The following is a 24910-nucleotide window of genomic DNA, read 5'->3' as shown; positions in this document are numbered from 1 at the left end:
CTGGCTTCACGGAATCAGGATACTATAAAAGCAATAGACTTAGAGTGGCTGTAGCACTAGTTGGGATAGCTGCTTTAGTCCCCGTTATGTTGATACAGGTTATTGGTGGTGCTAAAGCCCTAGAATCCCTTACTGATGGTGCAATACCGTATGTGGTAGGTGTTACTGTTACGTCCGTGATGGTAGGTGTGATAGTTTTATGGGCAGGATTTAAAGGAACTGCTTGGACTGATTCTTTCATGGGGATATTTTTTGCCTCAATTCTAGTGTTTACAGCTTTTTATGTTTTAAATCTTTCGGGAGGGGGAGAGGTATTTGAAAAAGTTTCTGAGTATAATCCTGAGCTTAATCGAGTTTCGGGGAACCCACTTGGGATGCTTGAGCTTTGGCTTGGGCTTGGGTTTGGAGCATGGGTTCTGCCTCATATGTGGCAGAAGTTTTACTCCGCATCTTCAGCTAATGTCCTAGGAAAAGTGGCTATGGCAACTCCTTTCTGGAACTCATGGATGATGGCCATAATTCCACTTGTTGTAGGTATGGCAGCCGTTATCCCAGAGGTTGCTCCTACTGTCACAGTTGATAGTAGTGATACGATACTTCCTCAAATATTCAATGTCCACTTCCCTGTCCTTAGTGCATTTGTTGTTGCTGGGATCCTTGCGGCTGCAATATCAACCATTAATAGTCAGTTGCTTTCTTCAGCTAGCTTGGTCGCTGAAGATGTTGTAGACGCTTTGACCAAAAAAGATATGAGTAGCAAGAGGGTTACATGGGTTACACGCGTTGTTGTCTTGTCACTGACGGTTTTAATATTCGTACTTGCAATGCTGCCTAGTGGTGTTGGATTTTTGGTGCCTATTGCATCATTGGGTTTTGGCCTTGGTTTACAGTTGGTTCCTTCAGCTTTAGGGATGCTTTACTTTAGATGGGTCACTGAAGCTGGTGCGCTCGCTGGGTTAGTTCTAGGCGTAATTGTGATGGCCGGCATGGCTATGACGCAAGTGGATTTTCCATTAGGCCCAAGCATTGCAGGTATTTTGGTCAATGCTCTGGTAACAATTGGAGTAAGTAAGTTCACAAGAAGAGTTCCTGATTCATCGCTGGAGGAATTTCATGGCATGTTTGATGAGTATATGAAAAACAATGTAAGATAATTCTTGGTTATGGTTGAGTTTAGGAGGGTTTATGAAAGAAAAAGTGAAGGTTGCAGTTGTTCAAGACTCTAGCGTTCCGTTTGATTCTGGTGAGACAACCAAAAAAGCCTGCCGGATAATTGAAGAGGCGGCAAATAATGGTGCTGAGTTGGCTGTTTTTCCTGAAGCCTTTTTAGGAACTTATCCTAAGGGATTAACTTTTGATTCTCCAGTTGGAAGGCGGCACCCTGAAGGGAGAGAAGACTTTCTTAAGTATTATAGCGGAGCTGTTGAAGTTGATGGTATCGAGGTGAGAGAGCTTTCGGCTGCTGCAAAAGATAATAATGTCTTTGTGGTGATGGGGATCATTGAAAAAGATGGCAGTACTCTTTATTGTACTGTGCTATTTATAGACCCCGAGAAGGGAGTGGTTGGTAAAAGAAGAAAGTTAATGCCGACTGGATCTGAAAGGCTTGTTTGGGGGTTTGGTGATGGTTCAACTTTAGATGTTGTTGAAAGTGATCTTGGATCTATAGGTGCAGTTATATGCTGGGAGAATTATATGCCATCCTTGCGTGCTGCAATGTATGGTCAAGGCGTTGAAATATATTGTGCCCCCACCGCCGATGATAGGGATACATGGGCTTCCTCCATGCAGCACATTGCCATGGAGGGAAGATGTTTTGTCATTAGTGCGTGCCAGTTTTTAAAGAGAGGGGAATTTGACGAGGATTATCGCTGCACACTTAGTGATGATCCAGATGAGATTTTGATGCGGGGTGGGAGTATGGTTGTTGGTCCGCTAGGTGAGATTGTGGCTGGCCCAATTTATAATGAAAAAGCCATAATTTATGCAACTATCAATAAGGATGACCTAGTTAGAAGTAAGCTGGATTTTGACCCTGTCGGGCATTACGCAAGGCCAGATGTTCTTTCTGTTTGCGTAGATAAAAGAGAAAAAAAAGCTGTATACTACTAATTAAAATGTAATGCTTGCAGAAAGCCCTCTTCCTAATTTTCCGCTTAGTGGAAGAGGGTTTCGTTTTTTCTGTGAATCTAAGTTTGAATAGTTGGTGGTTAAGCGAGCCTTCGATTGATGGTGTTTTATATAAGGTTCTATAGACTATAAAGTCGGCAGGAGATTTCAAGTAGTTCCGATATAAAATCACTCGCTGCTTTTATTAGATGGCGACCTGGCTTTTTGCATATCATAGTAAAGCATTCTGGAACTTCGGATTTGTTGATATTGATATATTTTATTTTTTCATCTTGAGGTTTTTTTGGGGCACAGAAGTTGGGGAGTATCGTTGCAGATTTGGATTTTTCCACATAATTTTTTATCATCTCTATGCTGTCTAGTTCAAAGGTTGTATTAATCTCAATGCCAAGATTGTTTATAGAGTGGTCAATAAGCTGGCGTGTCAAAAAGTCCTTGTTAAGCATTGCTAGTTCGTGGTTTTTTAAGTCCTTGAGAAAGATTTCAGGCTTTGTGGATAAAGGGTGGTTTTTAGGTACAGCAACTACTAAGTGAGTTTTGAATTTCTTTATTATTTCAATGTCGATTGGGGTTTTTGTGTCCATTACAATACCAAAGTCAATGCTTCCGGATTTTATTTTTTCATAAACAAAGTCGCTTCCTAATATCCTGCCATTGAAGTTAACATTGGGATGCTCTTCCCTAAATGTCCTGATGCAAGGAAAGAGCCAGTCTTTAGCAACCCCCTCTATCGTGGCGTACTGGACTGTTCCAGAAAGAGTGCCGTTTATATCATCAATTTTTGATTTTGCTATCTCCATCTCCCTGATGGTTTTTTCCATGTGGTGTGCTACTATTTTTCCTTCTTCAGTAAGCTGAATGCCTGAGGCTAATCGGTCAATTAGCTTTGCTTGGAATGTGTGCTCTAGGTTTGATACTTGCTTGCTTATTGCAGATGGGCTCACGTGAAGTATTTCAGATGCTTTTCTAACCGAGCCCACCTTTGAGACTGTTAAGAAATATTTGTATGTTGTGATGTTCATCTTAGGCTTTCCTTTGGTTGGTTTTTTTTAACTCTGAGATGCTTTTTATAGTCCGTGGCTAATATTTTTAAATTTATTATTTTTATAAGATTGCTGAATCTAAGGCAGACTTCTTCGCCATGACAGGCGGTAGCGAAGCCCTCTTGGGTAAGTTGGAGATAGGCCGGGTCGACTAGTTCGTTGTAATGCCATCCTATCAGCTCGGCCTTGGGATAGCTGGTGATGCGCTCATACGCGGCATTGCAGCGCTGGACGTGCCCCTCCAGATCAAACTCGTAGACTCCATCGGGGGGATTGACGAGCAGCGAGCGGTGCTCGCGGATGTCGCTGTCACTTAGCATTGCCAGGGCGATCATCGTGGACACCCGCTGCAGCCAGCGTTGGCCTTCCTGTGTCTGCTTACGAGATGTCGGATAGTAGGTTCCGAAGGTGCCCAGCAATGTTCCCTCCGCGGTCATCACCGGGCTGGACCAGCAGGACCGCAAACCTTCTGCTAAGGCCGCCTCTTGCAGTGCTTCCCAGCATGGTTCGGTGGCAATATCCTCGCTCACAACCAGGCGTCGCTCGAAGGCGGCCGTAGCGAAGCAGTATGCCACCCCGGGAGCCCCCGGAACGTCCTGTAGGCGCTGAATGTAGAACGTCGAAAAGCGATGGCTGGCTAGCAGTCTGAGGGTCCAGTGCCTGGGCTCATAGCGCACGCAGGCCTCGGTCATGTTCAGCCAGTTCGCGATGGCTTCCAGGGTACGCTCCAGCGGAGCCCGCTGAGCGATTAGCTCATGGATGAGTTGCTGGGTTTCCAGCAGAGAAAACTCGTCTAGCACGCGACACTCCCTGTCACCCAGCCGGCCATCGAGGTGATTATCACCTACCTCTAGCATAATTTGGCGATGATTTGCGAAGGCTGCTCCTTTCATCGTCCGGGCGTCTGCCCAGACGATGTAGGCAGCCGCACTCATCGTGGAGGTGCATTTTATCGGCCAGGTGAAGTCCCGCCACGCTCAGGGCGCGCAGATATAAGCAGCCACCCCCTGTGTTTTAGTGCGCGACATTAGCTATTTTTCCAGGCGGCATCACCACCCACTCGGGCTCCTCGAACTCGCCGATCACGCGGATCTCGCAGAAGGGCGCCGCGCTCTTGATGATCTCCTTCACCCTGGGCGCCGGCTGGGCCTCCATGGCGTCGCGGCTGGCCTTGCTGTCCCAGTGGGCGATGGCGATGAGGGTGGTGGGGTCGTCGATCTTGCGGTGCAGCTCGGTGCCCCGTGCGCCCGGCGCCTGCTGGATCAGCTCGCTGGCGCGGACCCAGGCGTCGGCGTAGTCCTCGGCGGTATGGCCGTCGCGGATATGCACTTCGAAGATGTACTTCATGGCTTTCTCCTGTCGGCAGTGAATCGGGCGTCACGGCGCGAGGGCGACGATCTCCCACATTGATTCCCTGTGTGGGTAGGGTGTTGGCGCTATGACACCCACCTGCATCAATAAAACTTTAGTTTAATGCTGGTACCTTGGCCGTGTCGCTTCGGTTGAGGACCAGTGTCCTGCGAGGCCCTCGACCTGGCGACTCCTTTCAATGCTCACAGGGGAAGCGCTCATGTCCCAACCTCAAGAAGGCGCCTCGGACCTGCGGCTGGTGCCGGCACTGGTGGCGGTAGCGGTCGGCGTGGTGGTCTGGCTGTTGCCCCAGCCTGCCGATGTCTCCGACCAGGGCTGGCTGATGCTGGCCATGTTCATCGGCACGATTGCCGCCATTATCGGCAAGGCGATGCCGATTGGTGCGCTCTCGATCGTCGCCATCGCGATGGTCGCGGCGTCGGGCGTCACCAGCGACCAGCCGGGCACGGCGATCCGCGATGCGCTGGGCAGCTTCACCAGCCCGCTGATCTGGCTGATTGCCGTGGCCATCATGATATCCCGCAGCCTGATCAAGACCGGCCTGGGATCGCGTATCGGCTACTATTTCATCTCGGTATTCGGCAAGCGCACGCTCGGCATCGGCTATGCCCTGGCACTTTCCGAGCTGACGATCGCCCCGGTCACACCCAGCAATACCGCGCGTGGGGGCGGGATCATGCACCCCATCATGCAGTCGATCGCCCACAGCTTCGGTTCGACCCCCGAGAACGGGAATACCGGCAAGATCGGCAAGTACCTGGCACTGGTCAACTACCACAGCAACCCCATTACCTCGGCGATGTTCGTGACCGCCACGGCCCCCAACCCGCTGACCGTCAAGCTGATTGCCGAAGCTACCGGTGCCGCGATTACGCTGAGCTGGACCACCTGGGCGCTGGCCATGCTGCTGCCGGGCCTGGCGGCGATCGCGCTGATGCCGCTGGTGCTCTACCTGCTCTATCCCCCCGAGATCAAGAAGACCGAAGACGCGGCGAGCTTTGCCCGCCAGCAGCTCTCCGATCTGGGCCGCATGCAGCGAGATGAGAAGATCACTCTGGGTGTGTTCGTGATGCTGCTGCTGCTGTGGGCAGGGGTGCCGGCCTGGCTGCTGGGTGATGCCTTTGCGTTGCATTCGGCCACGGCCGCGCTGATCGGCCTCGCCGTTCTGCTGCTGACCGGGGTGCTGACCTGGAAGGACGTGCTGAACGAAAAGAGTGCCTGGGACACCCTGGTGTGGTTCGGTGCCTTGGTGATGATGGCCTCGCAGCTTAATCAGCTTGGTGTGGTGGCCTGGTTCTCCTCCACTATCGAGGGCCTGATTACCCAGACCGGCGTGGGCTGGCTTGGCGCGAGCTCCTTGCTGATCCTGGTATTTCTCTACTCTCACTACTTCTTCGCCAGTACCACGGCGCATATCACGGCGATGATGGGAGCCTTTCTGGCCGTGGGTCTGGCCATGGGAGCGCCGGCGATGCCGTTCGTGCTGAGCATGGCAGCGGCCTCCTCGATCATGATGACCCTGACCCACTACGCCACGGGCACCTCCCCGGTCATCTTCGGTTCGGGCTATGTACCGCTCGGTGAGTGGTGGCGGGCCGGCTTCATCATGAGCGTGGTCAACCTGCTGGTCTGGGTCGTGGTGGGCGGTCTATGGTGGAAGCTGCTCGGTTACTGGTAAAGGATGATCCATGATGTCGCAGGTTCCCCTGCTGATCGCCATCGCCGCCCTGCTCGGGGCGGCATTTTCCGGTTACGGCGTATGGCGGCGCCGCGCGGTCAGCGCCTGGCCCCGGGCCACGGCCGAGGTGGTGGCCACCGAGGTTATCGAGCGCCGTCAGCACTCCCAGCGGCGCGAGCACTTCGAGCAGCAGGCGCGCTACCTGCCGCGGGTGGAAGTGCGCTTCGAGGTGGCGGGCGAGGCGGTCGTCACCGATAACCGCCGCTTCGATGCGCCGCCCTCCTTCACGGAGCGTGAGGCGGCCGAGGCCTGGCTGCGAGACTACCCCACCGGCAAGACGCTGGAGGTTCGCTTCGATCCGCACGACCCGAAACTCGCCCAGTTCGGCCCGTCGCGCATCCCCTCCCGGCGCATCGGACTGGCATTGTTCCTGCTGGCGGTGGCGGGGTTTGCCCTGTTCATCTACCTGCAGTGACTCCCGCCATGTAAAAGCGCCGCGGTTCCCGGGAGCCGCGGCGCTTTGCGTGGTAGTCGGGCCTGCGTATCAAGCGCGCTGGGGTTCCATTGCCTGGGTATGCAGGGCATTGCCGGCCGCATCCATCAGGGTGACGGTGAGGACCTCGCTCTCGCCGTCGAGATCCACCTGGCCGAAGAACTGGTAGCCGTCGGAGGGCGGCAGGTTGGACTGTCCCTCAGGCGGGGCCTTCTGGAACACCACCTCGGGGCCGAAGGTGCCGTCCAGCTCGCCGGGGCCGAAGGTGCCGGCGTGGAGAGGGCCGCTGACAAACTCCCAGAAGGGCGCGAACTCCTTGAAGCTGGCGCGCTCGGGTGAGTAGTGGTGGGCGGCGGTGTAGTGCACGTCGGCGGTGAGCCACACCACATTGTGGATGGCCTCGTCGCGGATGGCGCGCAGCAGGTCGGCGATCTCCATCTCACGTCCCAGCGGCTTGCCGTGATGGTCGTTGGCGACGGCCTCGAAGTGTTCGCCGTCGCGCACAATCAGTCCGATCGGCATGTCCGAGGCGATGATCTTCCAGGTGGCGGTGGAGCGACGCAGGCCGTCAAGCAGCCAGCGCAGCTGGTCCTGTCCGAGAAAGGTGGCATCTTCTCCGCCGGTCTGCTGGTTACGGCTATTGGCGGCGCGGTAGCTGCGCATGTCCAGCATGAACACCTCGAGGCTGGGCCCGTAGGCGAAGCGGCGGTGGATGCGGCCGGGGGCCTCGGGCCGCTGGCGTAGCGGCATGTATTCGAGGAAGGCGCGCCGCGCGCGCGCCGCCAGCAGGCTGGCGTTCTTCTCGGTGTAGCGAGCATCGTCCAGGAGTTCGCCGGGGTACCAGTTATTGACCGTCTCATGGTCGTCCCACTGGGCGAGCATGGGCACTTCAGCATTGAACTGCCGCACGTTGGCATCCATCAGGTTGTAGGCGAACTGGCCGCGGAATTCCTGCAGGGTTTCCGCTACCTTGCTTTTCTCGGGCGTCACCAGGTTGCGCCAGATTTCGCCATTGTCCAGCGTTACGCTCTCCTTGAGAGGGCCGTCGGAATAGACGGTGTCGCCGGAGTGGATGAAGAAGTCGGGGCGCTGGCGGCGCATGGTGGTGTAGGTGGTCATGCCGCCGCGCGATTCGTCGATGCCCCAGCCCTGGCCGGCGGTGTCCCCTGACCACACGAAGCGCACGTCGCGGCGGGTGTTGGGCGGCAGGCGTAGCTGGCCGACTACCGGCTCGCTGATGGCGCGGTGGTCGTCCAGGGCGGCGAAGCGCACCCGGTAGTGGGCGGTCTCCATGTCGGCCAGGCCGGTGACGTCGAGCTTGGCGGTAAGGTCGGTAGTGGGCAGCACCTCGGGGCCGGCGAGCTGACGGGCGCCGCGGAATTCCGGGTTGTCGGCGATCTCCACCAACATGCGCGAGGGGCGGTCGGCACGTGCCCAGAGCATGGCGCGGTCGTGCAGCATGTCGCCGCTCATCACACCGTAGGGCAGCATCGGGCGGCGGCCCTGGGCCAGCACGATGGAAGGGGCAGCCAGGCAGGCGCCGAGGGCGGTACCCCCCTTGAGGCCGAGCTTGAGGGTGTCGCGACGAGTGAAGCGCATGAGAACCTCCGAAAGGGGTGAGTACAGCTACTGCATCATAATGTGTCGTGATGACAGCCCCTTGTCGGCGCGATGACATGCCTGTTTCCTTGTTAAGCCATTGATGATTCTGCGCGTAGCCGGCAGCATGGCGGCCTTTTGCGTAGAGGATTCATGCGCCGCTATCTACTGGCCGGGCTACTGGCCCTCGCTCCCCTGGCGGCCCAGGGCGATATCGTCGTGGGCAGCTGGAATATCAAGCACCTGGGGTGGAACAACGACAAGGCGGTGGGGCAGGTGGCCCATGTGGCCGACCACTTCGACCTGCTGGCCATCCAGGAGCTGATGGACCCAGCGGCCCTCGAGGCGCTGGAGCGAGAGCTGGAGGCGCTCTCCAGCGAGGCGTGGTCCTCCATGGCCAGCCATGCCCTGGGGCGCAGCTCCTACGAGGAGCACTACGGCTTCCTGTGGCGCGAGAGCGAGGTGGCCTACGAGGATGGCGCGGTGGTGTTCATCGACCACGGCGACGTCTTCTCCCGCGAGCCCTACTCGGCGCGCTTCCGCGATGTAGAGAACGATACGCTCTTCACCGCGGCCACGGTGCATGTGGTCTATGGCGATAGCGTCGGCGACCGCCTGCCGGAGATTGCGGCCCTGGCCGACTACTGGCAGTGGCTCGGCGAGGTGCATGCCGATACCCCGCGCCTGCTGATGGGCGACTTCAACCTGGCACCGGAGCATGCCGGCTGGGCACCGCTGCGCGAGCTGGGGGCGGTGCCGGCGGTGAGCGAGGGGGCCTCGACCCTGGCGACCACCGCGGGCCGCTACGCCAACCTCTACGACAACCTGTGGTACGACGCCGAGCGCCTCGCCCCGGAGGAACGGGGCGTGCTGCGCTTCCCGGAGCTGCTGCCACTGGCCCACCAGGAGGCCCGCGACCGGGTCTCGGACCATGTGCCGGTCTATGTGGCGCTGAACGGGGCGAGCCTGGCGCCCCGCGCCGCCGACGGGGGCGCGCTGATGGCGAGCCAGGGCGGGCCGAGCTGCATCGACCTCAACGCCAGCGGCCTCGAGCGCCTGGCCGAGCTGCCCCATGTGGGGCCGGCCCGCGCCGAGGCGATCGTCGCCGGCCGGCCATGGCGCTCGCCGGGGGAGCTGACCCGGATCTCGGGCATCGGCGAGGGGCGCCTGGCGGCGATCCGCGGCAGCGGGCTGCTGTGTGGTGCCGAAGGCTGAGCCGACGGCGTCCCGCCCGGCACCTGCATGGCGCCAACATGGCGCAGGCGGCCCCGCTGCCGCCCTGCTGCGGTGCAACGACGCGGCATGATGTCGACCGCTGGCACCGGGTGGTGGCGAAACAATATCGCTAATTCATTGTTATCAAATCACTATTCCAGGAGTGGCCCGCTAATCGCAATACATTGGGCAGAGTCGCCGCCGACGGTGGCGATTCCCAAGTGAGCTGGCGTGCTCCTCCTGGTCCCCTTCGGGGGACCTTTTTTATCTCCGCGGTATGGGTATGCTGAGGGACCTGGAACCCGCCCCCGCAAGGAGCCTGCCCATGTCTGCCGATCAGCCTGCCGACCTGCCCATCGATACCACCCCCTTCGAGCGTGTGATGGCCGCCCTGGATGCGCTGCACGCCGAGGACCCCCGCCGGGTCGAGGTGGCGGGCGAGCGCCTGCCCCAGGAGCTGTGGCACGCCGGGCGCATGAGCGCCTGGCTGGAGCGGCTGCATGCGTCACCGGATGAGCGGATGCGGCTGGCGGTGCGCGGCCAGCACCTGCAGCGCTGGACGGTGCCGCGTTCCGACTATCCCGAGGGCCGGGTGGGTTACCTGACCTGGCGTCGCGACCAGGGCCAGCGCGCCGGCGAAACCACCGCCCGGCTGATGCGCGAGGCGGGCTATGGCGAGGAGGAGGCCGAGGCGGTGGCGCGGATGATCCGCAAGCAGGGGCTGGGGCGCGACCCCGGCGCCCAGGCGGTGGAGGACTGCGCCTGCCTGGTGTTCCTGGAGAACTACTTCGCCGACTTCTCCCGCCAGATCGACCACGACCACCTGATCCGCATCGTGCAGAAGACCTGGAAGAAGATGTCGCCGCGGGCCCATGAGCTGGCGCTGGGACTGCCGATGAGCGACGAAGCTAGGGCCCTGGTGGAGGAGGCGCTGGCAGGATAACCCCGCAGCACCAGGCCCGACACGACGACGGGCGAGCCATCGAGGATGGCTCGCCCGTCGCGCGTTTGGCGGAGGGTGAGAGGGCGCGAGAGCGCTACTCGGCCAGGGTCTGGGCGGCCTCGAGGTAGGCGGCGCCGTGGGTGCGCACGCGCTCGTGCTCCAGGGTCTCGGAGCCGAGGTGCACCTCTTCGAGGTCCACGGCCATGGTGTCGAGCTCCTCGTCGATCCTGGCCAGGGCGTTCTCGAGGGTGTAGGTGAGCTCGTGGATGGTGCCCAGGTCGGCGTTGCTGAGCTCGTCCTGGGCCAGCAGCTCGGCCAGCCGGCGGTTGGTCTCGGTGAAGTGGGTGACCGCCTGCTCCAGGGTCTCGGCGCTTTCGCCCTCGAAGTGGTCCGGGCGCTCCTGCTCGTCGGCATTGGCGGCGCTGCCCAGCAGGCCGAAGCACAGGGCGGTGAACAGTAGCTTCTTCATAGGGTGTCCTCGCTGTCGATGAGAATCGTTGTCAGGGATCACCTTAGTCGCCCTGTCGGTTAATGACAAGCGTTATTGTTTGCGTATGCGTCTTCTTTGCCCTGCGTCAGTTTTTGCGCGTCAGGCTGACGGCAGCGTCACCTCGAGGTTCGTCGCGCTTTCGCAGGGCTTGCCGTGGCGCAGGGTCAGGCGGCGGGCGTCGAGGTCCATCACCACGCCGAACAGCGTCTCCATGCGCTCCTCCGCCGGCTGGTCGGGGTTGAAGTGGCGACAGATCGACAGCGGGTGGCCGTGGTGGTCGGCGAGGATCTCGAACAGACGCCCCTCGTTCACCGATGCATCGTCCGCCAGCTCGTCCAGCAGGGCGTCCAGCCGCGCCAGGCGTGGGCGGGAGTCGACGCGCGGGAAGTCCTCCACCCGGCAGGTTACCTCCTGCGCGCAGAGGTGGTTGGTATGGGTGACCACGCCGCCCCGGGGCGACAGCCGGCCGGGTTCGCCCGGGTGCACCTCCAGCCCCAGCGCCTCGCCGCCGGCGCCGGCCACCAGGAAGTGTGCCGGCGAGCAGACGCGGTCCTGCTCCGCCACCGCCAGGGCGCCGGCCATGTCGGGGCTCTCGAGGATCCGGCGCAGCGCCACATGGATCGGCAGCCCCTCGCCACAGGTTCGCGAGCGGATGGCGTTGAGGCAGACGCCGAGGCCGTGGGCGTTCATGCCGATCTTGGCCACCATGCCCGCCTCGCCGATGCTCACCAGCGGCGGGGCGTCGTCGCCCTCGATGCGCAGCGCCACCACGTTGTCGAGCTGGTCGGCGCGCCAGTCCCAGTTCTGGGCCAGCCACTGGCGGCCATCGCGGGCCAGGGCGAAGGCGGAGCAGCCCCCGCTGGCCTGGGTGAGCGAGATCTCGCTGCGACAGTTGAGGGTGAGGATGTCGGCGGTGTCGACCCCGGCGCCTTCGGCGATGCCGGCCATCTCCTCGAGGATGGCGGGGAAGCGCTCCTCGATCATGGCGCCGAAGCGCTCGGCCTCGCGGCGTGCCTGGCCCCAGTCGAGGCCGACGAAGTCCTGGAAGAGGCGGTCGTAGACGGCGATGCTGGCGCGGATCGGAGCGGCATGGGCGCGGCCGTGCCCCAGGCCGATGTCGCGCCGGCTGCCGGTGAGGTGGGTGAGCTGCATGGTGACCTCCGCACATCTGGGTGTGGCGGTCACTCTAGCACGGCGGAATCGGTGGGGCCGGCAGGACGCCGGCCCCGGCGAGTCAGCTCTTGTGCGGGGCGTTGTAGATGCTCTCGTCGAGCTCGCCTTCGCTCTTGCCGACCAGGGTGGTGACCATCAGGTCGCCGGCGACGTTCACGCTGGTGCGGGCCATGTCGAGGATGCGGTCGATGCCGGCGATGACGGCGATCGCCTCCAGCGGCAGGCCGATCTGGGCCATGACGATGGAGAGCATCACCAGGCCGGCGCCGGGCACACCGGCGGTGCCGATGGAGGCCAGGGTGCCGGTGACAATGATCATGCCGTAGTCCATCAGGCTGAGGTCGACGCCGAGCAGCTGGGCGATGAACACCGCGACCACGCCCTGGTAGATGGCGGTGCCGTCCATGTTGATGGTGGCACCCACCGGCAGCACGAAGCCGGAGACGCCCTCCGAGACGCCGAGGTTATTCTGGGCGCAGCGGATGGAGACCGGCAGGGTGCCCGAGGAGGAGGCGGAGGAGTAGGCCACGACTAGAGCGTCGAGGATGCCCTGCAGGTAGCGCAGCGGGTTGAGCTTGCCGATCAGCGCGAGCATGCCGGAGTAGACCACCAGCACGTGCAGGATGCTGGCGAGGTAGGCGACAGCGATCACCTTGGCCAGCGGCAGCAGCACCTCGAGGCCGTAGCTGCCGGCGACATGGGCGATCAGGCCGAATACGCCGAACGGGGCGAAGGCCATGACGATGCCGGTGAGCTTGTACATCGCCTCGGCGAAGCTTTCGAACACGCGTACCACCGGTTCACCCTTCTCGCCGATCAGGGTCAGCGAGATGCCCAGGCCGATGGCGAAGACGATGATCTGCAGGATATTGCCGCTGGCCAGGGCGTCGACGGGGTTCTGGGGCACCAGGCCGACGATGATGTCAATCAGGCTGGGGGCCTCCTTGGCCTCGACGCCGGACTCGAAGCTCATCTCCAGACCCACACCCGGCTGGAAGATCCAGGAGGCCAGCAGGCCGATGGCGATGGCGAAGGCGGTGGTGATCAGATAAAGGCCGATGGTGCGCGCGCCGATGCGGCCCATCTTCTGCGGGTCGCGCATGGCAGTGATGCCGACCACCAGGGTCGAGAAGACCAGCGGCACGATCAGCATCTTGATGGCGCTGATGAAGATATCGCCGATGGGCTTGAAGATGCTGGCGCTCTCGCCCATCAGGGCCCCGGTCAGCACGCCGAGCAGCAGGCCGGCGAGGATCTTCTGCCATAGCGGGATGCGCCGCCAGAGGTTGCCCTCGGTGGTGTCGGGTGACTGAGGCATGACATGACTCCTTGCTGTAGAAAGTTGGCTTTATGGTGGATCTTTCGCAACGTGCGGCGATTCTACAGAAAGACCCTTCGCTGTTCTCGCAAAAAAGCGCCTCCATGCTCTGTGTCATGGAGGCGTTTCAGGCCGCGATCCGCGGGGGCAAGGAAGCTGTGGGGCCGGTAGGGCGCCAGGGGTCACAACGCTTCCTGCAGCAGGTCGAGGAAGGCGTCCCAGGAGCGTTCGTCGGCGCGGCGCTGGTAGCGGTCGCTGCCGAAGACGGTGAAGGCGTGGGGGGCGCCGGAGTAGACCTCGATCTCGTAGGTGGCGCCGGCGGCCTCGAGCTCCTCGCCGAGGGTGGCGACGTCGTCCAGCGAGATCGACTGATCGGCGCCGCCGTGGGCGACCAGGATGGGGCCGGCGCCCTCGGGCCAGCTCTGGCCTTCGGGCGTGCTCAGGCCGCCGTGGAAGCTGGCGAAGCCGTGCACGTCCTCGGCCTCGCCGGAGCGAGCCATCTCCAGCACTACCGCGCCACCGAAGCAGTAGCCCATGATCACCGCGCCATTGGTGGCGCCCTGGGCGCGGGCTTCCGCCAGACCGGCCAGGGTCAGGGTGCGCATGCGCTCGCGGTCCTCGTAGAGGCGGGCGGTCTCGGCCTTGCGATCCTCGATGCGGTCGGGCCGGTTGCCCTGGCCGTAGAGGTCGGCGGCGAAGGCGTCGTAGCCGAGGTCGGCGAGCATGTCGGCGCGGCGCCGTTCGTAGTCGTCGAGGCCGTCCCAGTCGTGGATGATCAGCACGCTGCCGCGGGACTCGCCCTCGGCCAGGGAGAGGTAGCCCTCGAAGGCCTCGCCGTCGACGTCGTAGACGATATCCTCGCCGGCGGGGTCGAAGGCGTGGGCGCTGGCGCCGGCCAGGCCCAAGGCCAGCGCGGTGGGGAGCAGGCCGGCGCGAATCAGGGAGGTGCGTAGGGTCATGGGGGGCTCCAGGTGTCGTCGGGGTTGCCCGGCTCAGTATAGGCGCCTTGGCGGCGGCGCGAGGGGCCGAGCGTTGGCTGGGGCGGCTTGAGTTTTTCCCTTTGCCCTTCCAGATTTAGGGGGTGTGTCATCCCAGCAACCGAGCGAGACGAACAACATGAAGAAGAGCCCAGTGCAGAAGAGTCTGGTAGCGATGGCGGTGGCCGCCTCCACCCTGGCCATGGGCGCGGCCCAGGCCGAGGTGAAGATCGGCTTCCTGGGGGGCTTCACCGGACCGATCGAGACGCTGACCCCGCCGGTGTATGACGCCGCGCAGCTCGCCGCCCAGCACGTCAACGAGCAGGGCGGCCTGCTCGATGGTCAGCAGGTCGCCATGCCCAGCGGCGACACCACCTGTTCCGACGCCTCGGCGGCCTCCAACGCCGCCGACCGCCTGGTCAACAGCGAGCAGGTCACGGCCATCGTCGGCGCGCTGTGCACCGGGGCGACCATCGCCGCGGCCAACAACGCCGCGATTCCCGGTGGCGTGGTGATGGTCTCGCCGGCCTCCACGGCCCCGGCGGTCTCCGAGCTCGAGGATAACGATCTGGTGTTCCGCACCGTGCCCTCCGACGCCTTCCAGGGTGAGGCGCTGGCCAAGATGCTGCTGGCCAAGGGCATCGACGAGGTGGCGGTCACCTATGTGAACAACGATTACGGCCGCGGCCTGGCCGATGCCTTCGTGGCCACCTACGAGGCCGAGGGCGGCACGGTGGCCGAGAACCTGGCCCACGAGGACAACCGCGCCGACTACCGCGCCGAGCTGGGTACCCTCTCGGCTACCGGCGTGCCCAACCTGGTGGTGCTGGCCTACGGCGACACCTCCGGCCAGACCGTGGTGCGCCAGGCCTACGAGAGCGGCATGTTCACCCAGTACATCGGTGCCGATGGCATGGTGATCTCCGGCCTGCTCGACGGCGTCGGCGTGGAGGTGCTCAACGATAGCTTCATCGCCACCCGCCCGGGCAACCCGGACACGCCGGGAACCGCGCGCTTCGTCGAACTGGCCGAGGCGGGCGGCATCTCCCACGAGGCGGTGTTCGCCGGCCAGGGCTACGACGCCGCCTTCCTGCTGGCGCTGGCCATCGAGCAGAACGGCAACGCCGAGCGCGAGGGCCTCTCCGCGGCGCTGCGCAGCGTCTCCTCCGCCCCGGGCGAAGTGATCCTGCCCGGCGAGTGGGAGAAGGCCAAGGAGCTGATCGCCGCAGGCGAGGAGATCAACTACGAGGGCGCCTCCGGCAGCCACGAGTTCGACGACAACGGCGACGTGCCGGGCATCGTCGAGGAGATGGCGGTCGAGGGCGGCGAGTTCGTCAGCAAGGGCTTCCTGGACAAGTAATCCCGCTTTCCACCACCTGTGACACATCGGCCCCGACGGGAAACCGCCGGGGCCGATGCGTTTTAACGGCTTTCGGCCGTCACGTCTCTCGGTGCTCGATCATCCGGACACAGGGGCGCTTCAGGCCGGTCGGGTGATGCAGGAGGTAAGAGGTCGCTCCTTGACGGGTCAATTTATCATGATAAATTTTCCGTAACGCCACTCATCCGGGGGTGGCGTGTGTCGAACCCACAAGGACAAGAGCCATGACCTCCCGTGACCAGGCGCTGAGTGCGCCGAAGAAGAAGTGGTACCAGACGGTGCCCGACCCCATGGTGTTGATCTTCCTGATCCTGCTGGCCACCTATGCGCTCACCTTCGTGGTGCCCGCCGGTGAGTTCGAGCGGGTCATGGAGGATGGGCGCACCCGTGTCGTGCCCGGCTCGTTCCAGTACCTGAGCGACGTCGGCGCCATCAACCCCTTCGACATCTTCGTGGCGGTTCCCCGCGGCCTCAACGAGGCCTCGCTGTATCTCTTCATCGTGTTCATCGCCGGCGGCCTCTTCCATATCCTGCAGCGTACCGGCGCGCTGGAGAACGCGATCGGCGTGGCCGTGAACCGCGTCGGTGTCGAGCGCCGCAACGTGATCATTACCGCCGGTACCTTCATCTACGGCTTCTTCGGGGTTGCCGTGGGCTTCGAGAACAACATCGCCCTGGTGCCCATCGCGGTGCTCATCGCCAGCGCCATCGGCTGCTCGAGCCTGGTGGGCACGACGATGGCGGTGGGTGGCATCGGCATCGGCTTCGCGCTCTCCCCGATCAACCCCTATACGGTCGGTGTGGCCCAGGGCATCGCCGAGCTGCCGACCTTCTCCGGCGCCTGGCTGCGCACCTTGATGGTGGTGTCGTCGCTGGCCCTGCTCTCCTTCTATATCTGCCGCTGGGTGGTGAAGATGGACTTCGAGGAGCCGGACAACACCAAGGCGATGAGCAAGTCCCTGGACCAGTACGTGATGACCGGCAAGGACAAGTGGACGCTGGGTGTTTTCGTGCTGGGCCTGGCGGCGATGCTGGTGGGGGTGTTCACCCAGGGGTGGTACATCAACGAGATCGCCGGGATGTTCCTGCTGATCGCCATCGTGATCGGCATCGTCAACGGCTACTCGGCCAACGAGATCGTCAAGCAGATGATGGAGGGTGCCTCCAAGGTGACCGCCGGCGCGCTGGTCATCGGCCTGGCCGCCTCGATCCAGGTGATCCTGCAGCAGGCGCAGATCATCGACACCATCGTCTATGGCCTGAGCGGCATGATCCAGGGCATCCCCGGCGCCCTGTCGGCGATCATGGCCAGCCTGGTGCAGGGGGCGATCAACCTCTTCGTGCCCTCCGGTTCCGGCCAGGCGCTGGTCACCATGCCCATCCTGGTGCCGGTGGCCGACCTGGTGGGGATGAGCCGCCAGCTGATGATCACCGCCTTCCAGGTCGGTGATGGCCTCACCAACCTCATCGTGCCCACCTCCGGTGGCACCCTGGCCATGCTGGCGCTGGGGCGCGTCTCCTACGAGAAGTGGCTGAAGGCGATCCTGCCCTTCATGGTGCTGGTCTACGGGCTGTCCTGGGTGGGGCTGGTGATCGGCCACCTGGTCGGCTACTGAGCGCCCCATGACCCTCTCCCTCCTGCATGTGCAGCCGGCTACCGGCACGGTGGCGGCACTGACCGCCACCGGCGGCGTGGCGGTTGGTGGCTATGTGCACCATGCCTGGCGCGGTATCGGGGCCTGTGCGACGCAGGGATTGGCCACCAACCCCTGGTATCCCGACACGCTACGCGTGGCGTTGAGTGAGTCGGATAGCGCCGGGCAGGCCCTCGCCCAGGCGGTGTCGGCGGACCCGGGGGCGAGCCGTCGCCAGTGCCTGGTGATGGATCGCCAGGGCCGGGCGGCCGTCCACAGCGGTGCCGACAACCTGCCCGTGATTGCCGCCAGGTGTCGCCCCACCGTCGCCGCCGCCGGCAACATGCTGGCCGATGCCGAGGTGATCGAGGCCCTGCTCCGGCACTTCCTCGAGCAGGCCTGCGTCAATGCCGAGGCGGCGTGGCGAGAGGTCGAATCCCCCCGCTACCGCGCTGACTACGAGGCGTTGCTTCCCGAGATGTTGGTGGCAGCCCTCGAGGCCGCACTGGCGGTCGGCGGCGATGGCCGCGGCACTCGCTCGGCGGCGCTGCGAGTGGAGTCGTTCTCCGCCGCCCCCATCGATCTTCGCGTGGACTGGGCCGAGCATCCGGCGGTCGAGCTGCGCGCCCTTCTCGAGCGGGTACGCGAGCCGACCTTCGCCGACTTCCTGGCCTCGCTACCGCTTCGCTGAACCCTGGAGTCCCCATGAACACTGCCAACGACGCCCCCTCCCTGGGGCAGACCCTGATGGCGCGCCTCGACGAGGCCGCGACCTTCTCCCGACCTGGCCCCGGCGTGACACGGCTGTTCTGCTCGGAAGAGCACCGTCAGGTACTCGAGCCGATCGGCGACTGGATGCGCCAGGCCGGACTGGAGCCGAGTCTCGACGCCTCGGGCAACCTGGTGGGACGCAACCCACGTGCGATCGCCGGGGAGAAGACGCTGATCCTGGGCTCCCACCAGGACACCGTCACCGAGGGCGGCAAGTACGACGGCATGCTCGGCGTCGCCCTGCCGCTGGTGGCGTTGCAGGCGTTGAAGGAGCAGGATGTGGAGCTTCCCTATGGCGTAGAAGTGGTCGCCTTCGGCGACGAGGAAGGCACCCGTTTCCAGTCCACCCTGATCGGCAGCCGCGCCCTGGCGGGCACGCTGGATGACGAGAGCCTGGCCGCCAGGGACGCCGAGGGCATCAGCGTGGCCGAGGCCATCCAGGCCTTCGGTGGCGAGCCCGAGGCGATTCCCGACCTGGCGCGACGCCCCGAACAGGTGCTGGGCTTCGTCGAGGTCCATATCGAGCAGGGACCGGTGCTGGAGTCGCGTGAGCATGCGGTGGGCGTGGTGACGGCGCTGACCGGTATCGAGCGCCAGCGGGTCTCGGTCACCGGCAAGGCGGGCCATGCCGGCACGACCCCCATGGCGGGGCGCCGCGATGCCTTGGTCGGTGCCGCCGAGATGGTGGTGGAGGCCGATCGTCTGCTCCAGGCTACCGACAACTTCGTCGGGGTGGTCGGCAAGCTCGAGGTCCGCCCCAATGCCGTGAACGTGATTCCCTCCGAGGTGACCTTCACCCTGGAGCTGCGCTCACCGGACGCTGAGACTCGCGCCCGCGGGCGTGAGGAGATACTGAGCGCCTTTCGCCGCCTGGCCGAGGCGCGCGGCCTCGAGGTGGCAATCGAGCGCACCTACGCCGCCGAGGCGGTGGCCTGCGCCGAGTGGCTGATCGAGGCCCTGGAGGAGGCGTGTGACGGCGCCGGCGAGCCGGCCGAGCGGATGTTCAGCGGGGCCGGCCACGACGGACTGGCGATGCATGACCTGACCGATATCGGCATGCTGTTCGTGCGCTGTCGCGATGGCCTGAGCCACCACCCGGACGAGGCGATCACCGCCGAGGATGCCGAGCGCGCCACCCGGGTGATGATGCAGTTCCTGCGCGCGATGGCATCGCGAGTCTGACAGCCAGGACGGAAGGGGGCTGATGGCGCCCGATTCAGCCGGTGAGGAAGCCGCGCTGTACCTGGGCCTCGTTGTCGTTCATCACCGCCTGGGCGGAGAGCATGTGCTCGCGCATCAGTGCCCGAGCCAGCTCGGCATCGCCGGCCTCGATGGCATCGAGGATACGCGCATGGTAGCGACACCCGGTGGGCCCGATCTGGTGGGCGCCGGGTTCGTAGAGCCGGCGATAGACGGTGAGGTCAGAGAGCACCTGTACGATGAAGCGGATGATGAAGGAGAGCAGCGGATTGCCACCGGCGAGCTCGGCCAGCATCTCGTGGAAGCGCAGCGACTCCATGTGTTGCTGGCGTTCGCCTTCCATGTCGCCGGCGGGTTCCGCGTAGCTGTGCAGACTGTCGCGCAGGCGGGCCAGGTCCTCGGCGCCGACCTTGCCGGCCAGCGACGCGGCCAGTTCGGGCTCCAGCGCCAGACGGATCTGATAGACGTCACGAATCGAGACGTCCTGGAAGTAGAAGTAATGGCTGAGCAGTGCCGTGGCCTTGGCTTCGCTCATGCGGCAGACGAAGACGCCACCACCGGGCCCGGTGCGCGTCTCCACCAGCCCCTGGGCCTCCAGCACGCGGGTACTCTCGCGGATGGTGCCCTTGGAGACATCCAGCCTGGCCATCAGCTCCGCCTCGCTCGGCAGCCGGTCACCGGGCATCAGCTGGCGATCCACGATCCAGCCCTTGATGGTGTCCGCCACCCGATACGGTAAACGCCGACTCGCTGCCATTCGTCTCCTGTGCTCCCCGTTGCGACGAGGCCCATTATCGGCAAGATGGCGGGGCGTGGCTAACGCCGAAGCCACGCCCTCAACCTCCCCCTGTTCCTGGTTTCGCTCAGCCGTGGTGCTTCACCTTCTCGGGCAGCAGCCCCTTGGGCGCGAAGCGCAGCACCAGGGTGATCAGCAGGCCGATCACGAAGACGCGGGCCTGGAGCGCGCGGCTGTCGAGGTTGGTGGGGGCGTCCCAGCCGAAGCTGCCCTCGCCGAAGGCGACCACCAGCTCGAGCACGCTCAGCGCCAGGGGCTCGGACATCACCCAGATCAGGTAGACCGTCAGGGCGCCGAAGATCGTGCCCAGGTTGTTGCCCGGCCCGCCCAGGATCACCATCACCAGCACCAGGAAGGTGTGGTTGAGGGGCAGGTAGCCCTGGGGGTCGAAGATGCCGTTGAAGCTTCCCAGGGTGGCGCCGCCGATGCCCATCAGGATGCAGCCCAGCACGAAGATCTCCAGGCGCCGGCGGTTGATGTCCTTGCCCATGGCGGCGGAGGAGATCTCGTTGTCGCGGATGGCGCGGATCATGCGCCCCCAGGGGGCATGGTAGGCGCGGGTGAGCAGGAAGAAGATCACCGCGATCATCACCGCCGTGACCGAGAGGTAGAACGCCCGGGCCAGGGTGAAGCCGACCGTCTCGGGGCCCGGCACCGGCCAGGGCAGCGGCGAGACGGTGGCGGTGCCGCGGGTCAGCCAGTCGGCGTTCTTGAGCACTGCCTTGATGATCTCGGCGATGCCCAGGGTGGCGATGGCCAGGTAGTCGCTGCGCAGCCCCAGGCACACCTTGCCGATGAAGTAGCCGACCACGCCGGCCAGGGCGCCACCGACGATCCAGCCGGCCCAGGGCGGCAGCCCCAGCCCGCCGATGTAGCCGAACTGCGACTCGATCCGCTCGGTGACCACGCCCAGGCGCGCCGAGACCAGCAGGTAGAAGAGCAGCGCCAGGGCCACCGCCAGGCCGGTGCGCAGCCGCCGCGGCACGCCCAGGTGGTGCAGGCGGCTGGCGCCCACCACCACCAGCACACCGCCCAGCGCCATCAGCACCACCATGCCGAGCTCCCCGGAGAGGGGGCTGGCCCAGAAGTCGGCGTTGACCGGCATGCTGAAGGCCATGGCGCAGTAGCCGCCCAGGGCCACGAAGCCCATCACGCCAGCGTTGAACTGGCCGGCGTAGCCCCACTGGATGGTCAGGCCCAGGGCGAGGATGGCGTAGCAGGCCGCCTCCACCAGCATGCGGGTGCTGTAGGCGGCGCCCATCAGCGCGTAGACGCCGAGGATGGCGACCAGCAGGGCACCGAACAGCGCCACCTCGCGCAGCGGGAAGCGCGACGGGGTGGCGACCAGGTCCTCGCGTTGCTTGTACTGTGTGCTCATCAGATCACCTTCCCCTTGAAGATGCCGGTGGGGCGCCACACCAGGATGGCGACCAGGAGGACGAAGGGCACCACGATCTTGTACTCCGTGCCGACGAAGGCGAGGTTGTCGGCGCTGGCCAGCCACTCCGGCAGGCTGTCGCGGAAGGGGCGCAGCAGCACGCTCCAGTTGAACACCGCCAGGGTCTCGGCGAAGCCCACCACGAAGCCGCCGGCGATGGCGCCGAAGGGGTGGCCCACGCCGCCGACGATGGCCGCGGCGAAGATCGGCAGCAGCAGGAAGAAGCTGAGGTCGGGCTTGAAGGTGACGTCCAGCGACAGCAGGGTGCCGGCGATGGCCGCCAGGCCCCCGACGATCACCCAGGTCACCGCCACGATCAGGTTGGTGTTGATGCCCGAGGCGCGGGCCAGGTCGGGGTTGTCGGACATCGCCCGCATCGCCTTGCCCAGCCGCGAGCGCGACAGGAACAGGTGCAGCCCCACCACGCAGACGAGGGTCAGCACGAAGAGGATCACCTGGGGCTCGGTGATCACGATGGGCGCCCGGGCGCCCTCGAAGGGCAGGGCGAGGCGGAAGATCTCCTTGCGGTCGTCGACGTAGAGGCTCTGGCCGCTGGTGCCGGCGAACAGGCGGATCAGCCCCTGCAGCATCAGGGTGACGCCCAGCGAGGCGATCACCATGACGATGGGCTTGACGCCGTGGGCCCGCAGCGGCTTGTAGAAGGCCTTGTCGATGCCCACCGCCAGGGCGGCGGTGAGCAGCATGGCCAGCGGCAGCATCACCACCGCCGTGGGCAGCCCCAGGGCGGCGCCGGCCCCCGGGAAGGCGGTGGTCAGCAGCAGCACCGTGAAGGCGCCGAAGGTCATCATGTCGGCGTGGGCGAAGTGGGCAAAGCGCATGATGCTGAACACCAGGGTGACGCCTACCGCGCCGATGGCGTAGATCGACCCGGTGACGCTGCCGGCGACGACCACGTAGTTGATGAAGAAGACGAATTCGTTCACGAGGTTGGTTCTCCCTGCTCCGGGGCTCAGCCGCCCAGGAAGCTCCTGGCCACTTCCGGGTCCGCCAGCAGCGCGGCGCCGGTATCGGTGAAACGGTTCTGGCCGGCGGCCAGCACGAAGCCCTTGTCGGCGATCGCCAGCGCCTGCTTGGCGTTCTGCTCCACCATCAGGATGCCGACGCCGGCGGCGTTGACCTGCTTCACCTGCTCGAAGATCTCGTTCATGTAGAGCGGCGAGAGGCCGGCGGTGGGCTCGTCGAGCAGCAGCACGCTGGGTTCGGCCATCAGCGCGCGGCCCATGGCGACCATCTGGCGCTGGCCGCCGGAGAGCTCGCCGGCGGGCTGGTGGCGCTTGTCGTAGAGGGGCGGGAAGAAGTCGTAGATCTGCTTCAGCATGCGTCTGACGTTGCCCGGCTTGAGGAAGGCGCCCATCTGCAGGTTCTCCTTCACCGTCAGGCTCGGGAAGACGTTGTGCTCCTGGGGCACGAAGCCCATGCCCCGCTGCACCAGCTTGTTGGGCGGCAGGTTGTGGATGGGCTCGCCGCGCAGCAGGATCTCGCCCTGGGTGACGGTGAGCAGGCCGAAGATGGCCTTGAGCATGGTGGACTTGCCGGCGCCGTTGGGGCCGACGATGACGCCGATCTCGTCGGCCTCGAGGGTCATGTTCACCCCGTTGAGGATGTTCATGCCGCCGTAGCCGCCATAGACGTCGCGTGCTTCAAGCAGTGGCATCGTGTGTCGCTCCGAAGTAGGCCTCGATGACATCGGGGTTGTTCTGGATCTCCTCGATGGAGCCCTCGACCATCACGCTGCCCTGGGCCAGCACGATCACCGGGTCGCAGAGCCGGGCGATCATGTCCATGTCGTGCTCGATGACCAGGAAGGTGTAGCCCATCTCGCGATTGAGCCGCTCGATGTTCTCCACCAGGTCGCCGAGCAGGGTGCGGTTGACCCCGGCGGCGATCTCGTCGAGCAGCACCACCCGGGCGTCGGTCATCATGGTGCGGCCGAGCTCGAGGAGCTTCTTCTGGCCCCCGGAGAGGTTGCCGGCCAGTTCGTTGCGCACGTGGCGCAGGCCGATGAAGTCGATCACCTCCAGTGCGCGGCGGCGCACCTGCTCCTCCTCGTGGCGCACCAGCCCGGGCTTGAGCCAGGCGTTGAACAGGTTCTCGCCGGCCTGGGCCGGCGGCACCATCATCAGGTTCTCCAGCGCGGTCAGGTGCGAGAACTCATGGGCGATCTGGAAGGTGCGCAGCAGCCCCTTGTGGAACAGCGCGTTGGCGGGACGGTTGGTGATCTCCTCGCCCTCGAGCAGCACCTGGCCGCTGTCCAGCGGCAGGGCCCCGGCGATGATGTTGAACAGCGTCGACTTGCCGGCGCCGTTGGGGCCGATCAGGCCGGTGATGGAGCCCGCCTCCACCGAGAGCGAGCAGTCGTTGATCACCTTGAGGCCACCGAAGGCCTTGTTGACGTGTCGCACGTCGATCATGGATGCCATGCGGAAACTCTCTTGGTCGTTGTAATGGCCGACATGACGCCGCCGCCCGGAGGCGGCGGTCGAGGTCACTGCTCCTGGCGCTCCTCCATCAGGAAGGTGCGGCCGCCGTTCTCGCCGGCCAGGTAGGGGAAGCACCACAGATTCCCGAGCCCTACCGCCGAGCCGACCGCGGCCAGCAGGAAGGTGCCCTTGTGGGTCCAGACGTTATGCGTGCTCATCGGTGCTCCCGCGACTCGAGTTCGTTGGCCTTGTGGGCCCAGCCCGCCACTTTGCGGCAAAACGGCGTCGGGAGCCAGTGGCGGGGCGTTTACGACGCGTTAACGTCGCCGAAGATGCGGCTATCGACTAGTCATCCTCGTGCCTCTCCTCGGGGTCGCCGAGGGTCGGCTCCAGCGCCCGGCACTCGTCGGGCAGGCGCACGGTATCGCCGAGGGCCAGCTTGCCGTGGGACTTGAGCCGCCGGCCGTTGTCCACCGAGATGATCGCCGCCACCTCGCCGATGCTGGTGCCGTCGACGTAGGCCTCCACCTTGACCCGCACCACGGCGCCCTGGTGGCGGGCCGAGAGGATGTCGCCGGGGCCGGGGTCCGAGTAGCCGCCGGGGTCCTGCTGGAAGTGGCGCATCACGCTGTCGGCGCCGGGGTCGTCCCACTCCACGTGCTTGTGCATCGGGGCTCTCCTTCTCTGCTTGGGGATTTCGGCAAGGGCCTGGCTCCAGCATAGAGGGTGGCGGTGCCGACGGGAAAGGCGCGTCACGCCGCCATGAAACGGGCGGAAGGCCACATGCCGGAACGAAAAAGGCCCGCCGATCGGCGGGCC

General features: G+C 64.0%; 24 protein-coding genes and 1 pseudogene. 10 read left to right on the top strand and 15 right to left on the bottom strand.

Annotated features, from left to right (window positions below; translation table 11 throughout):
- Both Q673_RS35765 and Q673_RS35760 read left to right on the top strand, forming a co-directional pair.
- Nucleotides 1-1154, top strand: a 1154-nt coding sequence (locus Q673_RS35765) for a sodium:solute symporter family protein (protein ID WP_081711950.1), incomplete at its 5' end; no start/stop codon positions are given.
- A 31-nt stretch (nucleotides 1155-1185) separates the two neighbouring features.
- Nucleotides 1186-2112, top strand: a complete 927-nt coding sequence (locus tag Q673_RS35760) for a carbon-nitrogen hydrolase family protein (protein WP_081711949.1) — start codon at nucleotides 1186-1188, stop codon at nucleotides 2110-2112.
- Nucleotides 2113-2249: 137 nt separating this feature from the next.
- Here Q673_RS35760 and Q673_RS35755 read toward each other — a convergent pair whose 3' ends face one another.
- The 3 genes from Q673_RS35755 to Q673_RS21500 form a co-directional block, all read right to left on the bottom strand.
- Nucleotides 2250-3152, bottom strand: coding sequence for a LysR family transcriptional regulator (locus tag Q673_RS35755; RefSeq protein WP_081711948.1), 903 nt, complete (start codon nucleotides 3150-3152; stop codon nucleotides 2250-2252).
- A complete protein-coding gene (locus Q673_RS21505) occupies nucleotides 3149-3973 on the bottom strand; it encodes a GAF domain-containing protein (protein ID WP_161629662.1) in 825 nt (274 codons plus the stop codon). The genes Q673_RS35755 and Q673_RS21505 overlap by 4 nt, the downstream gene beginning before the upstream one ends.
- A 214-nt stretch (nucleotides 3974-4187) precedes the next feature.
- Complete coding sequence (locus Q673_RS21500) at nucleotides 4188-4520, bottom strand: antibiotic biosynthesis monooxygenase family protein (RefSeq protein ID WP_023004693.1); 333 nt, start codon at nucleotides 4518-4520, stop codon at nucleotides 4188-4190.
- 223 nt (nucleotides 4521-4743) lie between these two features.
- Between Q673_RS21500 and Q673_RS21495 the strand changes: the two genes are divergently transcribed.
- Nucleotides 4744-6222 carry a DASS family sodium-coupled anion symporter gene (locus Q673_RS21495; protein WP_023004692.1) on the top strand — a complete coding sequence of 493 codons (1479 nt, stop codon included), beginning with the start codon at nucleotides 4744-4746 and terminating at the stop codon, nucleotides 6220-6222.
- Nucleotides 6223-6232: 10 nt separating this feature from the next.
- A complete protein-coding gene (locus Q673_RS21490; protein WP_023004691.1) occupies nucleotides 6233-6697 on the top strand; it encodes a DUF3592 domain-containing protein in 465 nt (154 codons plus the stop codon).
- A 69-nt stretch (nucleotides 6698-6766) separates the two neighbouring features.
- Here the strand turns inward: Q673_RS21490 and Q673_RS21485 are convergent, their stop codons facing one another.
- A complete protein-coding gene (locus tag Q673_RS21485; protein WP_023004690.1) occupies nucleotides 6767-8314 on the bottom strand; it encodes an alkaline phosphatase D family protein in 1548 nt (515 codons plus the stop codon).
- Nucleotides 8315-8467: 153 nt separating this feature from the next.
- Here Q673_RS21485 and Q673_RS21480 point away from each other — a divergent pair, with 153 nt between their 5' ends.
- Nucleotides 8468-9529: a helix-hairpin-helix domain-containing protein gene (locus Q673_RS21480; RefSeq protein WP_023004689.1), complete on the top strand. Its 1062-nt coding sequence runs from the start codon at nucleotides 8468-8470 to the stop codon at nucleotides 9527-9529.
- Nucleotides 9530-9854: 325 nt separating this feature from the next.
- Nucleotides 9855-10472, top strand: coding sequence for a DUF4202 domain-containing protein (locus tag Q673_RS21475; RefSeq protein ID WP_023004688.1), 618 nt, complete (start codon nucleotides 9855-9857; stop codon nucleotides 10470-10472).
- A gap of 94 nt (nucleotides 10473-10566) precedes the next feature.
- Here Q673_RS21475 and Q673_RS21470 read toward each other — a convergent pair whose 3' ends face one another.
- The 4 genes from Q673_RS21470 to Q673_RS21455 form a co-directional block, all read right to left on the bottom strand.
- Nucleotides 10567-10941: a DUF6746 family protein gene (locus tag Q673_RS21470; protein WP_023004687.1), complete on the bottom strand. Its 375-nt coding sequence runs from the start codon at nucleotides 10939-10941 to the stop codon at nucleotides 10567-10569.
- 120 nt (nucleotides 10942-11061) lie between these two features.
- The gene (locus tag Q673_RS21465) at nucleotides 11062-12114 is read right to left on the bottom strand and encodes a C45 family autoproteolytic acyltransferase/hydolase (RefSeq protein ID WP_023004686.1); all 1053 of its coding nucleotides are present in this window, start codon (nucleotides 12112-12114) and stop codon (nucleotides 11062-11064) included.
- 82 nt (nucleotides 12115-12196) lie between these two features.
- Nucleotides 12197-13453 carry a dicarboxylate/amino acid:cation symporter gene (locus Q673_RS21460; protein ID WP_023004685.1) on the bottom strand — a complete coding sequence of 419 codons (1257 nt, stop codon included), beginning with the start codon at nucleotides 13451-13453 and terminating at the stop codon, nucleotides 12197-12199.
- A gap of 182 nt (nucleotides 13454-13635) precedes the next feature.
- Nucleotides 13636-14412: a dienelactone hydrolase family protein gene (locus Q673_RS21455; RefSeq protein WP_023004684.1), complete on the bottom strand. Its 777-nt coding sequence runs from the start codon at nucleotides 14410-14412 to the stop codon at nucleotides 13636-13638.
- A gap of 157 nt (nucleotides 14413-14569) precedes the next feature.
- On the opposite strand from Q673_RS21455, the gene Q673_RS21450 reads away from it, so the two are divergent.
- The 4 genes from Q673_RS21450 (at nucleotide 14570) to Q673_RS21435 (ending at nucleotide 19398) form a co-directional block, all read left to right on the top strand.
- Nucleotides 14570-15790, top strand: coding sequence for an ABC transporter substrate-binding protein (locus Q673_RS21450; protein ID WP_031217542.1), 1221 nt, complete (start codon nucleotides 14570-14572; stop codon nucleotides 15788-15790).
- A gap of 245 nt (nucleotides 15791-16035) precedes the next feature.
- Nucleotides 16036-17427 (top strand): YfcC family protein, encoded by a 1392-nt coding sequence (locus Q673_RS21445; RefSeq protein WP_023004682.1) that lies wholly within the window; start codon nucleotides 16036-16038, stop codon nucleotides 17425-17427.
- A gap of 7 nt (nucleotides 17428-17434) precedes the next feature.
- Nucleotides 17435-18136 carry a DUF1028 domain-containing protein gene (locus Q673_RS21440; protein ID WP_023004681.1) on the top strand — a complete coding sequence of 234 codons (702 nt, stop codon included), beginning with the start codon at nucleotides 17435-17437 and terminating at the stop codon, nucleotides 18134-18136.
- 14 nt (nucleotides 18137-18150) lie between these two features.
- The gene (locus tag Q673_RS21435; protein WP_023004680.1) at nucleotides 18151-19398 is read left to right on the top strand and encodes an allantoate amidohydrolase; all 1248 of its coding nucleotides are present in this window, start codon (nucleotides 18151-18153) and stop codon (nucleotides 19396-19398) included.
- 34 nt (nucleotides 19399-19432) lie between these two features.
- Here the strand turns inward: Q673_RS21435 and Q673_RS21430 are convergent, their stop codons facing one another.
- The 7 genes and pseudogenes from Q673_RS21430 to Q673_RS21405 form a co-directional block, all read right to left on the bottom strand.
- Nucleotides 19433-20173 (bottom strand): FadR/GntR family transcriptional regulator, encoded by a 741-nt coding sequence (locus tag Q673_RS21430; protein WP_031217540.1) that lies wholly within the window; start codon nucleotides 20171-20173, stop codon nucleotides 19433-19435.
- Between the two features lie 106 nt (nucleotides 20174-20279).
- Nucleotides 20280-21590 (bottom strand): branched-chain amino acid ABC transporter permease, encoded by a 1311-nt coding sequence (locus Q673_RS21425; protein ID WP_023004678.1) that lies wholly within the window; start codon nucleotides 21588-21590, stop codon nucleotides 20280-20282.
- Nucleotides 21590-22594, bottom strand: coding sequence for a branched-chain amino acid ABC transporter permease (locus Q673_RS21420; RefSeq protein ID WP_023004677.1), 1005 nt, complete (start codon nucleotides 22592-22594; stop codon nucleotides 21590-21592). Before Q673_RS21420 ends, Q673_RS21425 begins: the two co-directional genes overlap by 1 nt.
- 26 nt (nucleotides 22595-22620) lie before the next feature.
- Entirely contained in the window at nucleotides 22621-23325 is a 705-nt protein-coding gene (locus Q673_RS21415; RefSeq protein WP_023004676.1) for an ABC transporter ATP-binding protein, read from the bottom strand.
- Entirely contained in the window at nucleotides 23312-24091 is a 780-nt protein-coding gene (locus tag Q673_RS21410) for an ABC transporter ATP-binding protein (protein WP_023004675.1), read from the bottom strand. The genes Q673_RS21415 and Q673_RS21410 overlap by 14 nt, the downstream gene beginning before the upstream one ends.
- An 86-nt stretch (nucleotides 24092-24177) precedes the next feature.
- Nucleotides 24178-24309: pseudogene (locus Q673_RS35750) on the bottom strand (hypothetical protein); the annotation flags it as partial.
- Nucleotides 24310-24436: 127 nt separating this feature from the next.
- Nucleotides 24437-24760 carry a hypothetical protein gene (locus Q673_RS21405; protein WP_023004673.1) on the bottom strand — a complete coding sequence of 108 codons (324 nt, stop codon included), beginning with the start codon at nucleotides 24758-24760 and terminating at the stop codon, nucleotides 24437-24439.
- Nucleotides 24761-24910: the final 150 nt, after the last annotated feature.

Origin of the sequence: Halomonas sp. PBN3, assembly GCF_000475415.1 — a bacterium.
Lineage (GTDB): Bacteria > Pseudomonadota > Gammaproteobacteria > Pseudomonadales > Halomonadaceae > Halomonas > Halomonas shengliensis.
Note: the sequence above shows the minus strand (reverse complement) of the source record. Positions and strands in the feature narration are given on the sequence as shown.